Annotated in this window: 19 protein-coding genes; 10 read left to right on the top strand and 9 right to left on the bottom strand. The window is 68.5% G+C overall.

The genetic code is table 11. The features are described from left to right. The first annotated feature begins 14 nt into the window (after positions 1–14). From HPF_RS08365 to HPF_RS08345, 5 genes are all read left to right on the top strand, one after another. A complete protein-coding gene (locus HPF_RS08365; protein ID WP_133156307.1) occupies positions 15–533 on the top strand; it encodes a cupredoxin domain-containing protein in 519 nt (172 codons plus the stop codon). A gap of 23 nt (positions 534–556) precedes the next feature. After that, positions 557–1,039, top strand: a complete 483-nt coding sequence (locus tag HPF_RS08360; protein ID WP_133156306.1) for a DUF411 domain-containing protein — start codon at positions 557–559, stop codon at positions 1,037–1,039. A gap of 15 nt (positions 1,040–1,054) precedes the next feature. Further along, complete coding sequence (locus tag HPF_RS08355; RefSeq protein WP_133156305.1) at positions 1,055–1,351, top strand: copper-binding protein; 297 nt, start codon at positions 1,055–1,057, stop codon at positions 1,349–1,351. A gap of 161 nt (positions 1,352–1,512) precedes the next feature. Continuing rightward, positions 1,513–3,081: a methyl-accepting chemotaxis protein gene (locus tag HPF_RS08350; RefSeq protein ID WP_133156304.1), complete on the top strand. Its 1,569-nt coding sequence runs from the start codon at positions 1,513–1,515 to the stop codon at positions 3,079–3,081. A gap of 48 nt (positions 3,082–3,129) precedes the next feature. Then, positions 3,130–4,464, top strand: coding sequence for a TAXI family TRAP transporter solute-binding subunit (locus HPF_RS08345; RefSeq protein WP_079365014.1), 1,335 nt, complete (start codon positions 3,130–3,132; stop codon positions 4,462–4,464). 22 nt (positions 4,465–4,486) lie between these two features. Here HPF_RS08345 and HPF_RS08340 read toward each other — a convergent pair whose 3' ends face one another. The 5 genes from HPF_RS08340 to HPF_RS08320 form a co-directional block, all read right to left on the bottom strand. Continuing rightward, complete coding sequence (locus HPF_RS08340) at positions 4,487–6,556, bottom strand: DUF1631 family protein (protein ID WP_133156303.1); 2,070 nt, start codon at positions 6,554–6,556, stop codon at positions 4,487–4,489. Between the two features lie 103 nt (positions 6,557–6,659). Further along, complete coding sequence (locus HPF_RS08335; protein WP_207959331.1) at positions 6,660–7,211, bottom strand: DUF1415 domain-containing protein; 552 nt, start codon at positions 7,209–7,211, stop codon at positions 6,660–6,662. A gap of 8 nt (positions 7,212–7,219) precedes the next feature. Then, on the bottom strand, positions 7,220–8,881 hold the full coding sequence (gene ettA, locus HPF_RS08330) for an energy-dependent translational throttle protein EttA (protein WP_066150489.1): 1,662 nt from the start codon (positions 8,879–8,881) through the stop codon (positions 7,220–7,222). Positions 8,882–8,956: 75 nt separating this feature from the next. After that, complete coding sequence (locus HPF_RS08325) at positions 8,957–9,514, bottom strand: hypothetical protein (protein ID WP_133156302.1); 558 nt, start codon at positions 9,512–9,514, stop codon at positions 8,957–8,959. Between the two features lie 27 nt (positions 9,515–9,541). Next, a complete protein-coding gene (locus tag HPF_RS08320; protein WP_133156301.1) occupies positions 9,542–11,704 on the bottom strand; it encodes a DUF1631 family protein in 2,163 nt (720 codons plus the stop codon). Positions 11,705–12,009: 305 nt separating this feature from the next. On the opposite strand from HPF_RS08320, the gene HPF_RS08315 reads away from it, so the two are divergent. The 4 genes from HPF_RS08315 (at position 12,010) to HPF_RS08300 (ending at position 16,961) form a co-directional block, all read left to right on the top strand. Next, positions 12,010–13,782, top strand: coding sequence for a DEAD/DEAH box helicase (locus HPF_RS08315; protein WP_133156300.1), 1,773 nt, complete (start codon positions 12,010–12,012; stop codon positions 13,780–13,782). Positions 13,783–13,869: 87 nt separating this feature from the next. Then, positions 13,870–14,532: a response regulator transcription factor gene (locus HPF_RS08310; RefSeq protein ID WP_079365009.1), complete on the top strand. Its 663-nt coding sequence runs from the start codon at positions 13,870–13,872 to the stop codon at positions 14,530–14,532. After that, a complete protein-coding gene (locus tag HPF_RS08305) occupies positions 14,529–15,878 on the top strand; it encodes an ATP-binding protein (protein ID WP_133156299.1) in 1,350 nt (449 codons plus the stop codon). Before HPF_RS08310 ends, HPF_RS08305 begins: the two co-directional genes overlap by 4 nt. A 45-nt stretch (positions 15,879–15,923) precedes the next feature. Beyond that, on the top strand, positions 15,924–16,961 hold the full coding sequence (locus HPF_RS08300) for an endonuclease/exonuclease/phosphatase family protein (RefSeq protein ID WP_127803547.1): 1,038 nt from the start codon (positions 15,924–15,926) through the stop codon (positions 16,959–16,961). Here the strand turns inward: HPF_RS08300 and HPF_RS08295 are convergent. From HPF_RS08295 to HPF_RS08280, 4 genes are all read right to left on the bottom strand, one after another. Then, positions 16,958–18,052 carry a WD40/YVTN/BNR-like repeat-containing protein gene (locus HPF_RS08295; RefSeq protein ID WP_133156298.1) on the bottom strand — a complete coding sequence of 365 codons (1,095 nt, stop codon included), beginning with the start codon at positions 18,050–18,052 and terminating at the stop codon, positions 16,958–16,960. The two genes, HPF_RS08300 and HPF_RS08295, sit on opposite strands and share 4 nt — an antisense overlap. Positions 18,053–18,083: 31 nt before the next feature. Continuing rightward, complete coding sequence (locus tag HPF_RS08290; RefSeq protein ID WP_066150466.1) at positions 18,084–18,353, bottom strand: MoaD/ThiS family protein; 270 nt, start codon at positions 18,351–18,353, stop codon at positions 18,084–18,086. Positions 18,354–18,424: 71 nt separating this feature from the next. After that, positions 18,425–18,808: a cupin domain-containing protein gene (locus HPF_RS08285; protein WP_066150464.1), complete on the bottom strand. Its 384-nt coding sequence runs from the start codon at positions 18,806–18,808 to the stop codon at positions 18,425–18,427. Between the two features lie 59 nt (positions 18,809–18,867). Then, entirely contained in the window at positions 18,868–19,485 is a 618-nt protein-coding gene (locus tag HPF_RS08280) for a DUF4148 domain-containing protein (protein ID WP_133156297.1), read from the bottom strand. A 226-nt stretch (positions 19,486–19,711) separates the two neighbouring features. Here HPF_RS08280 and HPF_RS08275 point away from each other — a divergent pair, with 226 nt between their 5' ends. Next, the gene (locus HPF_RS08275; RefSeq protein ID WP_079365003.1) at positions 19,712–20,644 is read left to right on the top strand and encodes a LysR family transcriptional regulator; all 933 of its coding nucleotides are present in this window, start codon (positions 19,712–19,714) and stop codon (positions 20,642–20,644) included. The last annotated feature ends 83 nt before the right edge of the window (positions 20,645–20,727 follow it).

Below are 20,727 nucleotides of genomic sequence, written 5' to 3'. Positions count from 1 at the left end.
ACCGCAACGACACCATGACCCCTTTTCCCTTCTACCGACGCCGGCTGCTGCACACGCTGGCCCTGCTCGCCGCCCCGGCCCTGCTGCCCGCCACCGTGCGCGCCCATGGCGACAGCCATGCCGGCGGCATGCGCGAAGTCGTGCGCGAACAGAAGCCCTGGGGCATCGCCGCCGCCCCGGCCGAGGCCACGCGCACCATTCAGATCCGCATGGACGACAAGATGCGCTTCACGCCCGCGCACCTGGACCTGCGCGAAGGCGAGACGGTGCGCCTGCGCATCGCCAACCGCGGCAAACTGCTGCACGAGCTGGTGATCGGCACACGCGAAGAACTGCAGGCCCACGCCGAGCTGATGAAGAAGCACCCTGGCATGGAGCACGACGAGCCCTACATGGCCCACGTGAACGCCGGCAAGCGCGGCGAGATCACCTGGACCTTCAACCGCCCGGGCGACTTCGAGTTCGCCTGCCTGATCGCCGGCCACTTCGAGGCCGGCATGCGCGGCACCATCCGCGTCAACCCGAAATCCTGATCCTTTCCTGAATGGAGCACACCATGCAACGACGTTCCCTCCTCCTCGGCGCCACCGCCCTGCTCGGCGCCACCACCCTCGCGGCCCGCGCCGCGGCACCCACCACCAAGACCGAGGCCCTGCCCGTGATGCAGGTCTGGAAAGACCCGAACTGCGGCTGCTGCAAGGACTGGATCGCCTACCTGCAGCGCGACGGCTTCCAGGTGCAGGTCTTCGAGACCGGCAACACCGCGGTGCGCCAGCGCCTGGGCATGCCGCAGAAGTACGCCTCCTGCCATACCGCACTGATCGGCGGCTATGTGATCGAGGGGCATGTGAACGCCCCGGAGATCCGCCGCCTGCTGGCTGAGAAGCCCCAGGCCCTGGGCCTGTCCGTGCCGGGCATGCCCATTGGCAGCCCCGGCATGGACGGCCCGGAGTACGGCGGCCGCAAGGACCCCTACGACGTGGTCCTGGTCCAGCGCGACGGCAGCAGCCGCGCCTACAAGTCCTATTTCCGCACCTGAACCCCGGAGCCACCCATGACCCACTTCCTGCGCACGCTCATCGCCTCCACCAGCCTGATCGCCACGCTGGCGGTCGCCGCCGACCCGCTGCCGCTGGTCGACGCCGAAGTCCGCAAGGTCGACACGGCAGCCGGCAAGATCACGCTCAAGCACGGCGACATCCCGAACCTGGACATGCCGGCCATGACCATGGTGTTCCAGGTCAGGAACCCGGCCACCCTGCCCCCGCTCAAGGTGGGTGACCAGGTGCGCTTCCGGGCGGAGAAGGTCAACGGCGCCTACGTGGCTTCGGACATCGAACCCAGGCGCTGAGCCCCTCGAACAGCGGGCATTTGCTGGCGCTGCTCGGCCCTTTGCGCATCGGGGAAATTCCTAGACTTGATCCGCCCAAAGGTCTCAATTTGAGACAGGCGGCCTCAAGTCGGATGAGCCTTTGACGAAAGTCATTCAGCGAACTCCAAAGGATTTCTCTTATGCGCACCAATCTGCCCGTCACCCAGCAGGAGTTCGTCATCCCGGATGGCGTCACCCTGGTCTCCACCACCGACCTGACCAGCCACATCACCTACTGCAACCCGAACTTTGTCTCGGTCAGCGGGTACAGCCGGGAGGAGCTGCTGGGCCAGCCGCACAACCTGGTGCGGCACCCCGACATGCCGTCCGAGGCCTTCCGCGACATGTGGGCCACGCTGCAGAGCGGCTCGCCATGGAGCGCGCTGGTCAAGAACCGACGCAAGAACGGCGACCATTACTGGGTGATGGCCAACGCCACGCCCATGCTGGAAAACGGCCAGGTCACCGGCTACATGTCGGTGCGCACCAAGCCCACGCGGGAGCAGGTCGAGGCGGCAGAGTCGCTGTACGCCCGCATGCGCGCCGAAGCCGAATCGGGGCAACGCACCCTGGCGCTGCGCCGGGGCCACCTGGTCCGCACCGGATGGCGCGGCAAGCTGCGCGATTGGACACGACCCACCTTGGGACGCAAGCTCTCGCTGCTGACCCTGGGCCTGGCGTTCGGCGTCCAGTTCCTGGAAAGCGCCACCGAAGGCATGCCAGAGTGGGTGCATCTCGCCGCGTTCGCCGTGACCGCCGTGGTCTCGCTGGTGGCCGCCGCGTTCATCAAGCGCATGCTGGTGGCCCCGGTCGAACAGGTGCTGGCGTTTGCCAACCGGATGGCGGCGGGCGACCTGTCGGCCCGGCTGGAATCGGACAGGTCCGACGAAATCGGCGAGCTGATCCGGGCGCTCAACCAGCTCAATGTGAACCTGATGGCGGTGGTCACCGACGTGCGCCACGAGGTCGAGGGTGTGCAGGTGGCCTCGGGCGAAATCGCCGGCGGCAACCAGGACCTGTCGGCGCGCACCGAGGCACAGGCCAGCAGCCTGGAAGAGACGGCCGCGTCGATGGAAGAACTCACCAGCACGGTCGAGAACAGCGCCAACTCGGCCCGGGAGGCCGCGTCGCTGGCCGGCAGGGCCTCCAACGTGGCCCGCCAGGGCAACGAGGCCATGGGCGCCGTGGTCCAGACCATGGGAGACATCAGCCGCTCGTCCAGCCGCATCGGCGAGATCATCCAGGTCATCGAAGGCATCTCCTTCCAGACCAACATCCTGGCCCTGAACGCCGCCGTGGAAGCGGCCCGGGCAGGTGAGCAGGGGCGCGGCTTTGCCGTCGTGGCCGGCGAGGTGCGCAGCCTGGCCCAGCGCACCTCCGAAGCCGCCAAGGAAATCAAGCATCTGATCGACGACTCCACCAACCAGGTGAAGCGGGGTAGCGAGCTGGTCAACAACGCTGGCAGCACGATGGGCCATGTGGTTGATGCGGTCCAGCAGGTCAACACCCTGATCGGCGAGATCACCAGCGCCGCGCAGGAGCAGACCATGGGCCTGGCGCAGATCAACCAGGCCATCGGCCAGCTCGACTCGGTCACGCAGCAGAACGCGGCCATGGTCGAGGAGCTGGCCGCCGCGGCATCCTCGCTCAAGGGTCAGGCCACCGTGATGCAGGAGTCGGTCAAGGTGTTCCGCCTGAACGGCGGGTAGCCACGGCGCGGTCACGGGGGCACAGGACTCCCGTGCTAAGGTAGCGCGATGCCCCACAACATCCGCTACACACTGCTGTCGCTGCGCGATCTGCTGGCGTCGATCGGGCCCTTCGTGCTGCTGACGCTGCTGCTGCTGGCACTGACCTACTGGTGGCTCGACCCGAACCCGCCCAAGCGCGTGGTGCTGGCCACCGGCCCGGCTCAAAGCGCCTACGACGAGTTCGGCAAGCGCTACGCCCAGGCCCTGGCGCGCTACGGCATCACCGTCGAGCTGCTGCCCTCCCAGGGCTCCTCGGCCAACCTCGAACTGCTGCGCACCGGCCAGGCCGACCTGGGCTTCGTGCAGGGCGGCAGTGCCGACATCGGCTACGACGACGAAGAAGCCATCACCTCGCTGGGCAGCCTGTTCGTGGAACCGCTGTGGCTGTTCTACCGCGAGGACTCGGCGCAGCGGCTCAGGCAGAGCCCGACCATCCAGTCGCTGGGCGATCTGGTCGGCTGGCGCGTCAACGTCGGCACACCCGGCAGCGGCGTGCCGCGCCTGTTCTCGACCCTGCTGGACGTCAACCGCATCGACCGCCAGCAACTGCAGCTCAGCGAGCTGGAGCAGACCCCCGCCACGGTGGCCTTCCTGGACGGCCAGATCGACGCCATCGTGTTCGCCTCCGCCCCCGAGTCGCTGATGGTGCAGATGCTGCTGCAGTCGCCCGGCGTGCGCCTGCTCAACTTCTCGCAGAGCGAGGCCTACTCGCGCCGCTTCGGCTACCTCACGCCGGTGGTCATGCCGCAGGGCGTGGTGGACCTGTCGAAGAACATTCCCGAAACCGACATGCACCTGGTCGCCTCGACCACCAGCCTGCTGGCCGGCGCCAAGACCCACCCGGCCATCCTGCAGCTGTTCGCGCAGACGGCCACCGGCCTGCACAGCGGTGGCAGCTGGTTCAACCGGGCGCGCGAATACCCGAGCCTGGAGCACAGCGAGGTGCCCATCTCGCCCGAAGCGGTGCGCGCGATCAAGAACGGCCCGCCCTTCCTGCAGCGCTACCTGCCGTTCTGGCTGGCCAACCTGGTCGAGCGCATGTGGCTGGCCATGGGCCTGATCCTGGCGCTGGCGCTGCCGCTCTCGCGCGTGGTGCCGCCGCTCTACACCTTCCGCATCCGCTCGCGCGTGTTCCGCTGGTACGCCGAGTTGCGCAGCATCGAGCAGCGGTTCACCGAACCGGGTGGTGCGCCGGTGCCGGTGGACGAGCTGGTCGAGCAGCTGGACCGGCTGGAGGCCCGGGTGGAGCAGGTGGTGGTGCCGCTGTCGTACACCGACGAGCTCTACGCCCTGCGCAGCAACATCGGGCTGGTGCGCAAGAAGCTGCTGCGCCAGGGCTGAAGGCCCCGGCGGACGGACCCTCTCAGGCCAGCCGGCCCGAGTTGACCCAGGCCAGGCGGGCCACTGCCGCGAGGGCTTCGTCCACCACACCGTGTTCGGCCACCACCCGCAGCTGGCCGCTGGCCTCCAGGCGGTCCATGCCCTGCCGGGTGAGCGACACCGACTGCCCGTCGGCGGTGGCGAACAGGAACAGCGTGCGGTGTGGGCTCGCCCAGCGCAGCTGGCAGCGCTGCACCCGGTCGGGGTACTGCAGCTCGATCCAGGCACCCACCTCCAGCGAGTCCCCGCTGCCCAACGGCTGCTGGCAGGTGGCCGGCTCGGTGTCCGCGAACTCGGTGACCATCAGCTGGGTGTCGATGAACCCGGACTCCCGGGCCTCGTGGCCCTGCAACCAGGGTTCCGCTGTGGCCACCGGCTGCTCCTGGTGGCGCAGGCTCGTTTTCATCATCCCGCCGCTGCGGTGCGACTTGTAGGCCGCCTCGTGCAGACCCATCAGGGCCTGGAAGAAGGACTCGGCCTGCGGGCGGGGAAAGTCGATCGCGTCCAGCCCTTCCCGCAGCGTGCGCAGCACCACCGGCACCACGCGCACCAGGCGCGCCCGGTTCTGGCTGGCCTGCGCGAGCTGGCAGGACCAGAGCAGGTCGGTGAGGATGTCCATGTAGCGATCCGACGGCACATCGCGCACCTCCAGCAGATCGTGTTGTGTCGCCAGCTCCCCCAGGATGTCCGCCGACAGGCGGGCATGGGCCACCGCCTGCGCCCAGGGTCCGCACAGAAAGCGCTTGACCAGGGCAGGTGCGCGGGCGAAATCGTCACGCGCCCGGATCTCCCGCGCCACGCGCTCGGCCAGCAGGTGCCGCTGTTCGACGCGCACCAGGGTCTGCATGGCCGGGCCCTGGTCGGTCAGCCCCAGGGACTCCATGCGCTGCATGCAGGCCACCACGCGCTCGGGCAGATCGGCCGACAAGGTCTGCAGCGACTGCACCGTGTGCAGCACCTGCCCGGCGAACTCGCCGAACCCGGTGTCCTGTTCGTGGATGTAGGCCAGGCTGCGCGCGGTGATCGCGTCCAGCAGCCGGCGGGCCGGGTTGTCGCGGTCGGCGAAGAAGCGCGGATCGGTCTTGGCCAGGTGCAGCAGCGCGGGCTTGAGCTGCATCACCAGGTCCCGCACGGGCGTCAGCAGCCGCCGGTCTTCGGCGATCGTGCGCAGCATCAGCGTCACCACCTCGGCCGCCAGCGTCCGCACCAGGGCATTGCCCGAACCCGATGCGCCATGGTCGGACACCTCAGCGCCGCCGTGGGCCAGGTTGCCCACCAGCAGCCGGTGCAGGTGGTCCAGCGTCAGCACCAGCGGGGCGTCCGCAGCGCGTGCTTCGGATGCGGGTTCTTCAACCTGATCATCGGCAGGCGCGCGCGCAGGGCGCACCGGCACCACCGTGGGCACCACCACATAGCCGGCCGGCTGCACGCCGTCCGCTTCCAGATGTCTCACCAGCGCGCCATAGAACCAGCCGAGTTCCTGCCCCAGTGACACAGCGCCCGCGTGCAGCCAGTGCAGCCGGGCCGTCTCGTCGATGCGCAGTTTGGCCAGCGCCGCCATCAGGGTGTCGATGACGACATCGGGGCGCAGGGGGTTGGCCTCGGCACGCACGGTGCGCAGGCCGCGCGCGGCGCTGAGCAGCGCGTCCAGTGTGAGCAGTTCGTCGTCCACCGCCATCCTGACCACCTGCTGCAGCCGGGCCAGCTCCACCGAGGCCTGCACCTGGCCGTGGTCCATCAGTGTCAGGTCGTCCATGCTCAGCGCGGCCCTCGGCTTGCGTGGGGCGGCCGTTGGCGAGCCGTTGTCGCGCGCCACGTCGGCGTGAACCGCACTGGCAAACGCCGTCACCAGGCGGGCTTCGAGCCGGTCCCGGCATGCCATCAGCACCGAGCGCGCATGGCCGAAGCCGCGCTTCTCATGTGTGGCACCAGTCGCCTCACGGTGCACCAGAGCAGCCTGCAGCAGGTCCAGCCAGCGCGGAATCCAGTCGGCGGACAGGACGAGCGCGGCCTTCAGGCAGCTGTCAAAGGGGGTGTAGGTGCGGGCGTTCATGGGGTGGGGAGCACAGATCGTTCGGTCGGGACCTCTTGACCGAGGATTGTGTGCACCCCCTCCGGACGACAAAGCCCGGATCAGCCCTGGAATTTCGCGCAGTTCAGGGCTTAGACAACAGGGCTTTCCAGCCCTCGGCGCCCAGCGTGCGCAGCGTGGCGATGTTGCGTTCCACGATCTTCTCGGCGTCCCCGCCCTCGCTGGCCACCGCGCGTTCCACGCTGTCCTCGCGCAGCAGGTGCAGCGTGGGGTACGGCGCGCGGTTGGTGAAGTGGCTGGGATCGTCCGCCGCCTCGCCCTCGAAGAGGAACTGGGGGTGGAAGTTGGCCACCTGGACCACACCTTCGAGCTCGTGCTCGGCCACCACGTCGTCCACCACGTTCATGAAGTCGTTGAAGACCTCGAAATCGGGGAACAGCGTGGGGTGCACCAGCAGCGTGGTGTCGATCTCTTCGGCCGGCGTGTTCACCAGCAGGTCCAGCTCGCGGTCGAGTTCGTCCAGGAAGGCGTCCAGGTGCCGTGCCCGGCTGACCACGATGCGCACCTGGTTCTTCACGTACACCGAACGCGCGAACGGGCAGAGGTTCAGCCCGATCACCGCCTTCTCGATCCAGCGGCGGGTGTCGGCGAGGACCTGCTCGTCGGTCAGTTCCATGGCGGGCATCAGATGGACTTGAAGCGGGTGCGCTTGGGCCGCGCGCCCTCTTCGCCCAGGCGCTTCTTCTTATCGGCTTCGTACTCGGTGAAGTTGCCGTCGAAGAAGTACCACTGCGAATTGCCTTCGCAGGCCAGGATGTGGGTGCAGATGCGGTCGAGGAACCAGCGGTCGTGCGAGATCACCATGGCCGAGCCGGCGAATTCCAGCAGCGCCTCTTCCAGCGCGCGCAGGGTTTCGACGTCGAGGTCGTTCGAGGGTTCGTCGAGCATCAGCACGTTGCCGCCCTGGGCCAGGGTTTTGGCCAGGTGCAGTCGGCCGCGCTCACCACCGGAGAGGTTGCCCACCAGCTTCTGCTGGTCGTTGCCCTTGAAGTTGAAGCGGCCGATGTAGGCGCGCGAGGGCATGACGAACTTGCCCACGGTGATGTTGTCCAGCCCTCCGGACACGTCTTCCCACACGGTCTTGCTGCCGTCCAGGCTCTCGCGGCTCTGGTCCACGAAGGCCAGCTTGGCGGTCTGGCCGATCTCGACCGTGCCCGAATCGGGTTGCTCCACGCCCTGGATCATGCGGAACAGCGTCGACTTGCCGGCACCGTTGGGACCGATGATGCCGACGATGGCGCCCGGGGGCACCGAGAAGCTCAGGTTGTCGATCAGCAGGCGGTCGCCGAAGGACTTGCTGACGTTCTTGAATTCGATGACCTGGTTGCCCAGGCGCTCGGCCACCGGAATGAAGATCTCGTTGGTCTCGTTGCGCTTCTGGTATTCGACGTCGCTCAGCTCCTCGAAGCGGGCCAGACGCGCCTTGCTCTTGGCCTGCCGGCCCTTGGCGTTGGAGCGCACCCACTTCAGTTCTTCCTTCATCGCCTTGGTGCGGGCGTCTTCGGACTTCTGCTCGGTCTCCAGGCGGCGTTCCTTCTGGTCCAGCCAGTCGGTGTAGTTGCCCTTGTAGGGAATGCCGTGGCCACGGTCGAGTTCGAGAATCCACTCGGCGGCGTTGTCCAGGAAGTAGCGGTCGTGGGTGATGGCCACCACGGTGCCGGGGAAGCGCTGCAGGAAGTGCTCCAGCCACTCGACCGATTCGGCGTCCAGGTGGTTGGTCGGTTCGTCGAGCAGCAGCATGTCGGGCTTGGACAGCAGCAGGCGGCACAGGGCCACGCGGCGCTTCTCGCCACCGGAGAGGTTCTTGATGATCGCGTCCCACGGCGGCAGGTTCAGCGCGTCGGCGGCCAGCTCCAGCTGCAGGTCCGAGTTCTCGGACCCGCTGGCGGCGATGATGGCTTCGAGCTCGGCCTGTTCGGCGGCCAGGGCGTCGAAGTCGGCGTCGGGTTCGGCGTAGGCGGCGTACACCTCTTCCAGGCGGGCCTTGGCCTTGAGCGCACCGCCAATGCCCTCTTCCACGGCCTGGCGCACGGTCTGGTCGGGGTTGAGCTGCGGCTCCTGCGGCAGGTAGCCGATCTGGATGCCCGGCATGGCGATGGCTTCGCCCTCGATCTCCTTGTCGATGCCGGCCATGATCTTGAGCAGGGTCGACTTGCCCGAGCCGTTCAGACCGAGCACGCCGATCTTGGCGCCGGGGAAGAAGCTGATGGAAACGTCCTTCAAGATCTGCCGCTTGGGCGGCACGGTCTTGGTGACACGGTTCATGGAAAAGACGTACTGGGCCATGGCTGATGAGCTCGCTGGTGAAGGCGCGTTGTTCCGGCGAAAAGCACCGGATGGGGCAAAGGGGAAAACCGGGGATTATCGCCCGGAGGCCGGTTTGTCGAGGTCGGGCGGCAGCGGGCGGTCCAGCAAGTCCCGCACCGCTGCGGGTGTCATGGGCTCCTGCAGCCACTCCGGCAGCGGCTCGGGCAGGTTCCAGTGGGTCTGCGGGAGCACCAGCGCGAGCCCCCGGTACCACAGGTGCGTGCCCTTGCGGCTGAGCCGCAGTACCAGCGGGCCGGCGCCGGTTTCGAAGTTCAGGGTGACGCCCTGGGGCGCGGCCTGGGTCGTGATCCGGGTGCACAGGCGCCGCTGCGGGTCGCTTTCCTGGCCGGGCTGTTCGCGGCCGGCCCGGATCTGCGCCGGTCGCTGGCCCGGTGCGGCCTCGTGCAGCGACAGCTGGTGCTCGATCGACGCCCGCGCCCGGGGTGCGGCGCCGCCCTGCTGCCCGGGGGTGGACTCCTCGAACACCTTCAGAATGGGCCCCAGGATGCTGCGCACCATGCGCCGGGTCAGCCAGAGCGTGACGTCCTGATCGTGCACCCGCATCCAGATGCGGTCCTGCGCCGGGTCGTAGCCGAAGGTGGTGGTGGTCAAGAGAACAACCTGCGCGGGTTCGCCGTGTCAGAGACCGGTGTCCGGATCGGCCTCCTGCGCGTTGCGCAGGGCCTGCTGGGCCACCGCGTCCAGCGCCCCCTCGACCACCCCGCCGCGGGAGATGATGCGCAGGGCGTCCTTGCCCAGCAGCTTCTCCAGCGTGCGCCGGGTCATGGAATGGGCCAGGCCATTGGCGGAGATGAACATGAACAGGCCGCCCCGCGGACTGGTCCAGGTCAGCTGGGCCCGCAGCCACTCGCCCTGCACCTTGAGGTCGACCCAGGCCCCCGGCGCCAGGTCCATTTCGACGACGTTCAGGCCTTCGAGGGGCATGGGGCCGGTCTCGGCCTCCACAAAACCGGCGTCTTCGGCCTCCTTGCCCGCGATCCAGAACGAGTCGTCGATGGGCAGCTCCTCGACCGACATGCCCAGGGTGATCGGATCGTCGAGGGCGTCGACCTCCGCCCCGGCCCCGGACGCGTCGGTCAGCGTGGGCACGTCGAAGGCTTTTTCATGCACCGTCACCAGCGCGTCGAAGAACTGGCCGGTGAGTTCGGCGGGGTAGGCAATGCGCTGCAGGCCCTGGCGCATCTGGCCCAGCAGGCGGGGCACCAGCCGCGCCAGTCGGTCGGTGTCGCGCCGGATCAGGGCCGGCTGCACGCTCCAGATCAGGTCGTCGGCGACGACGTCCAGCGAATCGCCCTCGTTGCCCGGCAGGCTGCCTTCGAGCCGCGTTTCGGCCAGCACCTGGGCCCAGGGACCGGTGAGAAAGCGCTGCACGAACTCCGGCACGTCCTTGTCCTGCATGCGCTGCTGGAAATCGGCGGCCAGCCGCTCGGCCAGCACCTGCCGCTGCTCGGCGTGCAGCAGCGCACGCGCCGCCTCGGCCCGGCGCTGGTTCTTGCGGGCGTCGTCCTCTTCCCAGCGGCGGCGCAGGCGTTTGAGCAGACGGGCAAACACCTCTTCGCTGGCGTCGACGCGCTGCAGCGAACGCACCGCGCCGGTCACCGACCGCAGCAGGTCGCTGAAACCGTCTTCGCTCTGGCTCTGGTAGCCCAGGCTGCGCTGGGTGATGCTCTCCAGCAGCTGGCGCGCGGGGTGCTGCCGGTCGCTGAAGAAACGGGGGTCGGCCTGCGAGAGCCGGGTCAGCGAGGGTTCGAGCAGTCCGATCTGCTGGCGGATGGCCGGCAGCAGGCGCTCGTCCTGCGTCAGGTTGTCCAGCATGAGGCGGACCACCTCCTGACCCAGCAGCCGGCCCAGCTGATGGCCCGAGACCACCGGCAGTTCGGCCACCGGGCCCTGACCAGCGGCCCGTTCCGGCCGCTGGCGCAGGCGCTGCATCAGGGGCTCGATGAGCCCCAGGTCCTCCAGCGCCGACATGGAGGCCGGCACCGTGTGCAGGAAGATCGGCCCGCCTTCCTGCTCGCCATTGAGATCCCCGGCCAGCAACTGGCGCAGCCGGCTCAGCGTCAGCAGGGTGCGGCCCACCGCGTTGCGCGGCGCCTTGTCGGCCTGCAACGACTGCGTGGTGTTCTCGAGTGGCTCGACGCCGTGCGCCATCAGCCACTGGATCAGTTCGCGGTACACCTGCCGCAGGCTCTCGCCCATGATGCCGGCCACCGGCACGAACAGTGCTGTGCGCTGGTGCGGATCGGATACGTGCTGGACCATCACCGCGCGCAGCGCCCGGGCGTAGGCCGAGGGTCGCAGCGGGTTCAGGTCGGGCTGCACCGTGAGCCAGCCCATGAGGTTGCTCACCAGGGCGTTCAGGCGCGGCAGCAGTTCCTGCGTGGACTTTGTCAGCGCCTGCTCGGCGATGGCGAACTCGATGCTGGCGTCCAGCTGCCGGTCGTCCAGCAGCCGCAGGTCGTCAAAACGCACCGTGGCATGCAGGTCCGGGTCCTGGACCTCGCCGTGGTAGAAGACCTGGCGCAGCTGCTGCGACCAGGTGCGCTTGATGGCATCGGCTTCGTGGATCCAGCGGTCGATCTGCCCCACGTCCACATGCTCCAGCTCCATGGGCAGGTTGGCCAGGCGGTCCGGGTCGGCCACCGCCTCCAGCTGCGCCAGCAGCTCGTCGATCATGGAGTCGGCGATCGACAGCGCGGCCTCCAGGCAGTGCTGGAGTGTCGGGCGCAGCTTTCCCGCGTCATTGGCCACACCGGACCGGATCAACTTGTGCGAATCCATGGCTTCTCGTGGAGGGTGGGATCGTCCCGGCCGGGGCCGGCGTGAGGGCGGACCAACATTATGGAGACAGGCACTGACCGCCGGCTCCCGCAATTCTCCAGACGGTCGCTGGGCAAGACGTGCGACAATATGCCCCGTTGCGTCGCATCAGTGGCCCGCAACACCGGCAACCCCGCCGGAGGGTCGGCCCCCAGTTCCTGGTCCTGCCACCCGCTTTGTAGACCCCGTCTGCCTTCAACTGAACAGTTGCTTCGGCAACCGCACAGGCAGATGCCCCCAGCGCCCTGGACGGGTGCCTCTCATTGATGAAATTCGAAGATCTGAACCTGGCTCCGGCCATCGTGCAAGCTGTGCGCGAGCACGGTTACGAGACCCCCACCCCCATCCAGGTTGAGGCCATTCCGGCCGTCCTGGCCGGTCGCGACCTGCTCGGTGGCGCCCAGACCGGCACCGGCAAGACCGCTGCCTTCACCCTGCCGATGCTGCAGCGCCTCTCGCAGAGCGAGCGGGGCCAGAACCGCTTTGGCGGCAACGCCATCCGCGCCCTGGTGCTCACCCCCACCCGCGAACTCGCGGCCCAGGTGGAAGAATCCGTGCGCGTCTACGGCAAGCACCTCTCGCTGACCTCCACCGTCGTTTTCGGCGGCGTCGGCATGAACCCGCAGATCAACGCCATGAAAAAGGGCGTGGACATCCTGGTCGCCACCCCCGGTCGCCTGCTGGACCTGCAGCAGCAGGGCTTCCTGGACCTCTCGCAGGTGCAGATCCTGGTGCTCGACGAAGCCGACCGCATGCTGGACATGGGCTTCATCCACGATGTCAAGAAGGTGCTAGCCCTGCTGCCCCAGAGCAAGCAGAGCCTGCTGTTCTCGGCCACCTTCAGCGACGAGATCCGCGACCTGGCCAACAACCTGCTCAAGGACCCGCAGAGCATCCAGGTGACCCCGCGCAACACCACGGTGCAGCGCATCACCCAGGTGATCCACCCCGTGGGCCGCGGCAAGAAGAAGGCCCTGCTGGTGCACATCATCAACCAGCACAACTGGAGCCAGGTGCTGGTCTTCACCCGCACCAAGTTCGGCGCCAACAACGTGGCCGACTACCTGACCAAGAACGGCATCAAGGCCATGGCGCTGCACGGCAACAAGAGCCAGGGCGCCCGCACCCAGGCACTGGCCGACTTCAAGAGCGGCGAGATCCGCGCCCTGGTGGCCACCGACATCGCGGCCCGCGGCATCGACATCGACGAGCTGCCACACGTCGTCAACTACGAGATCCCCAACGTCTGCGAAGACTACGTGCACCGCATCGGCCGCACCGGCCGTGCCGGCCGCGAAGGCCAGGCGGTCAACCTCGTGAGCCTGGACGAAGAAGGCTTCATGATGGACATCGAGCGCTTCACCAAGCAGCAGATTCCGGTGGAGATCTTCCAGGAGTTCATGCCCGAGCCGGGTGAGAAGGCCGAACCCATCGCCATGGGCCGCCAGACCATCTGGGGCGGCGCGGGCAAGCCGCCCAGCCGCGACGTGATGGCCGCCGCCGCCAAGGCCGCACGCCAGGAAATGATGACCCGCATCCGCGAGAAGAAGGCCGAGGGCGGCAACAGCGGACGCAGCAACAACAACGGCGGTGGCCAGCCGCGCCAGCGCGCCGAATCCGGTGAGGGCCAGCCCCCCGCCGAGGGCCAGGGCGAAGGCCGGCGCCGCAACCGCAACCGCCGTGGCGGTGGGGGCGGCAACGGACAACCGCGCCAGGCCAACGCAAACGGCAACCCCAATCACAACGGTCAGCCGCGCCAGCACCAGGAGCGCACGCCGCGCGCACCGCGCGAAGACCGCTACGAAGGCGAAGACCGCCCCGAGCGCCAGCCCGGCCCCAATGCCCACCTGGGCAGCCTGCGCATCCGGGAACCGCGCGCCCGCGCCGCCTCGCCGGGCGGCCAGCCTGATCCGCTGCGCACCAGCATCGATTCGATGCGCACCGGCAACCGCAACAAGAACAAGGGCGGTGGTGGACAGCGCGGTGGCAACGGCGGCGGTGCCGATCCGCTGCGCACCAGCTACGGCCGCATCCGCTGAGTTCGTTTTTCGGTCCGATCGGCAGCAAGGCGGGCACATGCCCGCCTTTTTTTCGTCGGTACCATTGCGCAATCAGAGGTCCACACCATGAAACTGCTGCTTGCCGAAGACGATGTGATGCTGGGTGCCAGCATGGAAAAAGGGCTGGATCTGGCCGGGTTCCAGGTGGACTGGGCCAAGACCGGTGACCAGGTCGTCGACGCCCTGGGCCGCCGCAGCTACGACGTGGTGCTGCTGGACATCGGCCTGCCGAAGCCCGATGGGCTGCAGATCCTGCGCTGGATGCGCAACGAGGGCCAGACGACCCCGGTGATGCTGGTGACTGCGCGCGATGCCGTGCCCGACCGCGTGGCCGGGCTCAACCAGGGCGCCGACGACTACCTGACCAAACCCTTCGACCTGGACGAACTGTGCGCGCGCATCCATGCGCTGGCGCGCCGCCAGGGCGGGCGCGCCAGCGCCCATATCCAGCTGGGGCGCCTGGAGGTGCGGCCGGCCGAGCGCGAGGCCCTGCTGGGGGGCAAGCAGCTGGCGCTGTCGCAACGCGAGTTCGACCTGCTGACCACCTTCGCCCGGCAGCCTGGGGTTGTGCTCTCGGTCGAGCAGCTGGAGAAGCAGCTGTATGGCTGGAGCGAAGACATTTCCAGCAACGCCGTGGAAGTGCACCTGCACCACCTGCGCCGCAAGCTAGGTGAGCCCTGGATCGTCAATGTGCGCGGGGTGGGCTACAAGCTGGTGCAGCGGCCTTGAAACTGCGCTCGATCCGCTCCCAGCTGCTGATCTGGCTGATCTCCTCGGTGCTGATCACCACGCTGGTGGTCGGTTTCCTGACCGCGCGGCTGACCTGGAGCGGCTTCAACAATGTGCGCGACATGGGTCTGGAGCAGATCGCCCAGACGGTGGTGCGCCACGACGAGGCCGCGCCCGCTCAACCCCCGGCGCCGCTGCCCTCGACCGCACTGGCCGATGACGACCTCGACCAGTTCGTGAGCCAGATCTGGGACCACTCGGGCCAGCTGGTCTATTCCTCGCTGGCCGATGTCGGCCCGCCCCTGCAGCGTCCGGGACACAACATCGTCACCTGGGAGGGCGAAAGCTGGCGTGTGTACACACAGGCGCACGACCGGCGCATCGTTCAGGTGGCGGTCACCACCAAGATCCGGCGCCAGCACTTCTACTCACTCACCCCATGGCTGCTGATTCCGCTGGTGCTGCTGGTGCTGGTGCTGGCGGTGCTCACCAGCACGGGCGTCGACCGCGTGCTGCTGCCGCTGGAACAGCTGCGCAGCGACATCGCCCGCAGCGACCCGGAAGGCCTGCAGCCCATCGACACCTCCGGCCTGCCCGCCGAGGTGGCGCCACTGGCCGACACACTCAACCAGCTGCTGGCCCGCATCGAGCACATGCTCAACCACCAGCGCCGCTTCCTGGCCGACGCCGCGCACGAGCTCAATACACCACTGGCCGTGGTCAAGCTGCAGGCGCAGCTGGTCCGGCGCTCCAGGCCGGGCGAATGGGAGGGTGCGCTGGACCAGCTGGATGCGGGCATCGAACGGGCCTCCCGGCTGGCCTTCCAGCTGCTCCAGCTCGCACGCCTGGAGCCCGAAGCGCAGACGGCCCAGCAGCAGACCCTGCGGCTGGACGATCTGCTGCGCGAGGCCGTCGCCGGCTTTTCGGCACGCGCCGAACAGCAGGGCTGCGACCTGGGACTGGTGAGCGCCGAGCCGGTGTCCCTGGTCGGCGACCCGCATGCGCTGCGCACCCTGGTCGACAACCTGATCGGCAATGCGCTGACCCACAACCCGGGGCCGGTGCGCATCGACGTGGGCTTGCACGTCGATGGCGGGGCCGCGGTACTGGAGATCAGCGACAACGGCACCGGCATCGCACCGGAGGACCGCGCGCGGGTGCTGGAGCGCTTTGTCAGGCTCTCGCCCGGCGACGGCAAAGGCAGTGGCCTGGGCCTGTCCATCGTCGGCGAGATTGCGGCCCTGCACGGCGGCAGGGTGGAACTGGCCGACACACCCGGCGGGGGGCTGACGGTGCGCGTGCACCTGCCGCTGTTCACCTCCCGCACCGAACCGCTGAGCCCCTGACGCAGACGGAAACCCGCCGCACCACTCTGTATATACAGTGCAGCCATGGCCAACACCTCTCCGCCGCCACCCTCCCGCTGGGCCACTCTGACCGTCGCCAGCGCCAACGTGCTGAACCTGGCGCAGCCGGGCCGCCACTTCTACGACGGACAGGACCCGTACAGCCAGAACGAGTTCGAGCGCAAGGTCGAGTGGCTCGGCGAGCGCTTTCGCGTGCTCAACGCCGACGTGCTGGCGGTGCAGGAGGTCTGGGACGAGGTGGCGCTGCGCGCCGCCATCGCCCGCAGCGGCCTGCAGTACGGCACCGTGGCCGTGCCCGGCGCCGAGAACGGCCCCGGACAACACGGCGCCCAGGGCACGCCGCGCGTGGGCCTGGTGACGCGGCTGAAGGTCGAGTCGCTGCAGTCGATCGCCGACTTTCCCGCCGCCGCCGTGGTGCAGGTGCCCGGCCTGGGGCCGCACACCCGCTTCGAGCGCCCGCCCCTGCTGGCCACACTGCGCATGAAACACGGGCAGGAAATCGGCGTGATCACCGCGCACCTCAAGTCCAAGCGCCCCAAGTTCCTGCAGGACGCCAGCGGCAAGACCCTGGAAGACACCGAAGACCCGACCGTGCAGGCGCTGGGCTCGCTGCGGTCGCTGCTCATGCGCGCAGGCGAGGCGCTGGCGCTGCGGCTGAAGGTGGTGGAGCTGCTGCACCGCACGCGGCTGCCCCTGATCGTGATGGGCGATTTCAACGACGGGCCGCACAGCGTGACCACCCAGCTGATCGCCGCCACCTCGCAGGTGGCCTACGACAAGGGCGCGCGCGACAACGCCCTGTTCAGCGCCTGGGACGTGCAGGGCGAAGCCGCACTGCGGCGCGACGTGGCGTATTCGCACATCCACCAGGGCTACCCCGAGGTGCTGGACCAGGTGCTGGTGAGCGAGGAATTCGTCGCCACCAGCCGCGCGGCCATCGGCGACGTGCGCCGGGTGGAGGTGTTCAACGACCATCTGCACGAAGGCCGCGACCGCAGCCGCAGCGACCACGGCTTCGTGCGCGCGCTGCTGCGACTGAAGCTGCCGGATGTACCGGTCTAGGCAAATCGAACGGTCGACAGCGGGGGCAGGTCGCGCGAGAGTTCCTGCCAGTGCTCGCCGGCGTCGGCGCTGACCCAGAGCCCGCCCGTGGTCGAGCCCATAGCCAGCACCCGGCCGGTGGCGTCCACGTCCAGCGCGTGCCGGTACACCAGGTGGTAGGCGTGGGTCTGAGGCAAGCCGTCGCCGAAGGCCTGGAAGCTCCGGCCGCCGTCGTCGGTGCGCAGCACCACCATGCGCCCGTCCACCGGGATGCGGCAGACATCGGCCTGCGCCGGCACGAACCAGGCGCGTTGCGGGTTGCCCGGGTCACAGGCCACGGCAAAGCCGAAACTCGACGGCGCCGGCGCGGTGATGGGCTGCCACAGGGCACCGCCGTCGGTGGAGCGGTAGATGCCGCAGTGGTGCTGCACCCACAGCGCGTCGGGCTGGGCGCGGCACTGCACCAGGGCGTGCGGGTCCTGGGTGTTGCCGTCGTCGGCGCTCTCGGCCGGCAGGTAGTCGGCCTTCATGCCCTGGGCCGTGAGGGACCAGCTGGTGCCAGCGTCGCGCGTCTGCCAGACGCCTCCACAGGAGATGCCCAGCGTCACATGGCGGGCATCGCGCGGGTCGACCACGATGGAGTGGATGCCGGCGTGGTCGTAGCCGCCACCGAACCATTCGCGGCGGCCGGGCTCTTCCCACAGCGGCCGGTTCAGCGACCAGCTCGCGCCGCGATCCTCCGAACGGAACAGGCCCGCCGGCAGGCAGCCCGCCCAGAGCACCCCGGGCTCGTCCGCGCCGCCGGCCGCCATCGACCACACCAGGTCCACACTCCAGGGCGTGGTGTCGTCGGCCATCGGGCCTTCGGCCGGTTTGGGCGGAAAGGCGGGCGCGGCCACCTCGGCCCATGAGCGCCCCCGGTCTGCACTGCGGTGCAGCTTGACGCCAAAGTGGCCCAGGCGCAGCGCGGCGTACCAGTGGCCGTCGCGCGGATCGGCCAGCACGCTGGTGACCGGCTCGCCAGCAAAGTGCAGCGCCGCAATGCGCCATGCGGCGCCCTCACCTTCCCACACGAACAGTCCTTTGCGGCTTGCCACCAGCATCGTCGCCATCGTTGTCTCCTTGCGTTGTGTGGGCAGCGGTTCAGCCGCCGCTCAGCGCCTGCACCACCAGCACCCGGTCGCCGGCCAGCAGTGCCCGGTCCAGCCGGACGCGGTCGGCCACCAGTTCGCGGTTGACGAACACGGCCACGTGTTTGCGCACCGCGCGCTGGTCGTCGAACACATAGGCCGCCAGCGCCGGCGCAGCTCGCAAGGCCTCCTCCAGCGCATCGCGCAGCAACCCCGGTGGCACCTGCTGGGGTTCGCAGTCCACGTGGCGGCGCAAGGCGGGGGCGAATTCGACGGTGACCATGGTGAAGGTTCCGCACGCAGTGTCGATTCGCTCGCCCGCGCGCGCAAGCCCGAACCCCTCTGGAGGCAGGGTCAGGCGCGCACGAACAGCGTCACCAGCGGCTGGTCGCCGACCTGGCGGCTCCAGTGGCCGTGCACCGCCGGGTCGAAGGTCGCGCCCTCGGGCAGGGTGTCGGCGGAATAGAAGTGATCGCCCGGGCCGAAGACGCGCGAGCTGCCGTCCTGCAGCCCGATCTCCATCTGCCCCTGCAGCACGAACAGCCACTGGGGGGTACCGGTGCAGTGGAACTGGCTGCGAAAACCGACCGGGCTCTGGCGCAGCTGGTAACCGCCCGAGGGCATCAACGGCGAAAGGCACGCCGCTGGCGTGCCTTCGCTGAGTTCGACCGATTCCTCGCGGAACGCGGCCCGTCCGTCGGTGCCGGTGTAGAGCACCACCTTGGTGAAGGTCGTCATGGTCATCTCCTGAGGAGGAGCGTTGTACCAGACGACCAGACGGCGCCGGCCGGGGGGAATCAGTTTGCCTTCGGGTAACGGCTGGGGTAGAGCTCGTTCAGCTTCTTGCCGCTTTCGCCGTCGGCAATGATGTCGCCGGTGCGCTGGGCTTCGGCCAACTCGGCCTTGACCTGCTCACGCGTCTTGGCCTGGGCCACGTTGTCCTTGGGGTAGCGGTTCGGATACACCTCGCGCAGCGTGCGGCCCGACTCGTTGTCGGCGATCACGTTGCCGCTTTCCTGGGCAGCACGCAGCTCGGCGCGCACTTCCTCGCGGGTCAGGCCCTGGGTCTTGGGTGCGGCGGCGTAGGCCGAGGGATTGATCTCGCGGGCGGTGCGGCCGGACTCGTTGTCGGCGATCACGTTGCCATCGCGCTGGGCGGCGGCCAGCTCGGCTTTGACCTCGGCACGGGTCTTGGCCTGGGCGGTGGCGGCGGCCGGATAGCGGCCGGGATACATCTCGCGCAGCGTCAGACCGGACTCGTTGTCGCCGATCACGTCACCGGCCTGCTGGGCCTGGATCAGTTCGGCGCGGACCTGCTCGCGGGTCAGGGGTGCGTCGGCGTCGGCGGCGAAGGCCTGACCGGCCGACAGGGCGGCCACGGCAAGGGCGATGCTGGAGAGGTAAGAGGCTTTCATGGTGCTTCCTTTCAAGAAGTGGTGAAACGGTGAAGTGATGGTGCCGGCCCAGGGGTCGGGTGTCTTTTCGCGGCGGTTTCGCTTCTTTGCGTTGTGTTTCGGAAGAGATTCGTTCGCGATGGGTGAACTTTAAAATTTCACTACAAGAAGAAAAATCACCGGATCGTCGTCAATCTATTTCCAAATCAGCAACAATCTCTCGATTGAAACCCTCCACCATCGACCCATGGACCGACTGACCTCAATGCGTGTGTTTCTTCGTGTGGCGGACGAAGGCGGTTTTGCCGCCGCTGCGCGGGCGCTGGACATGTCGCCCGCGGTGGTGACGCGGCTGGTGGCCGACCTGGAGGAGCACCTGGGCACCCGGCTGCTGCAACGCACCACACGCCGGCAGTCGCTCACCGATGCCGGCGAGGCCTACCTGGAGCGGGTGCGCCACATCCTGCAGGATCTGGACGACGCGCACTCGCTGGTGAGTTCGCACACACAGGAGCTTTCGGGCACGCTGCGGGTGCTGGCGCCACCGGTGCTGGCCACACACGTGCTCGCGCCCATGGTCGCGAGCTTCCACCAGCGCTATCCGCAGATCCAGCTGGACATCGAGGTGGCCAGCCACCGCGAGCCCCCCATCGAAGCCTTCGACATCACACTGATGGGCACCGACGAGGGTTACGACGCCAACATCATTGCCCGCAAGGTGAACACGACCGAGGCCTTTCTGGTCGCGTCGCCGGCGTACCTGGCGCGCCGGGGCACCCCCGCCACCCCGCAGGATCTGCTGCAGCACGACTGCCTGCGCATCAAGCCGGACATGGGCCCTCGCAGCCGCATGCTGCGCCTGTTCCGCAGCGACTGCGACGACGAGGTGCTGCTGGACGTGCGCCCGGTGCTCTGGGCCAACCACACCGACACGCTGATGCGGGCCGCGCTCGACGGCGCCGGCATCACCGGCACCACGGTCGAGCTGGCTGCGCCCCACCTGGCCAGCGGTGCGCTGGTGCGCGTGCTCGCGCCCTGGATCACCGGCCGGTTCACGCTCTATGCGGCCCTGCCCAGCCGCAAGTTCCTGCCCCAGCGCACCCAGGTGTTTCTGGACCACCTGACCGAACGGACGCGCGAGCGCGTGGCAGAGGCGCTGGCCGGCTGCAGCGTCTGCTGAATCTGGGGGCGGCCCGGCGCTGAAATCTTCCACCAGGGTTCAACCCCTTTTCGCCGTTCCGTTCGTTTCAGTGGACTCCACAC

The organism is Hydrogenophaga pseudoflava, from assembly GCF_004353865.1.
GTDB lineage: Bacteria > Pseudomonadota > Gammaproteobacteria > Burkholderiales > Burkholderiaceae_C > Hydrogenophaga > Hydrogenophaga pseudoflava.
Note: the sequence above shows the minus strand (reverse complement) of the source record. Positions and strands in the feature narration are given on the sequence as shown.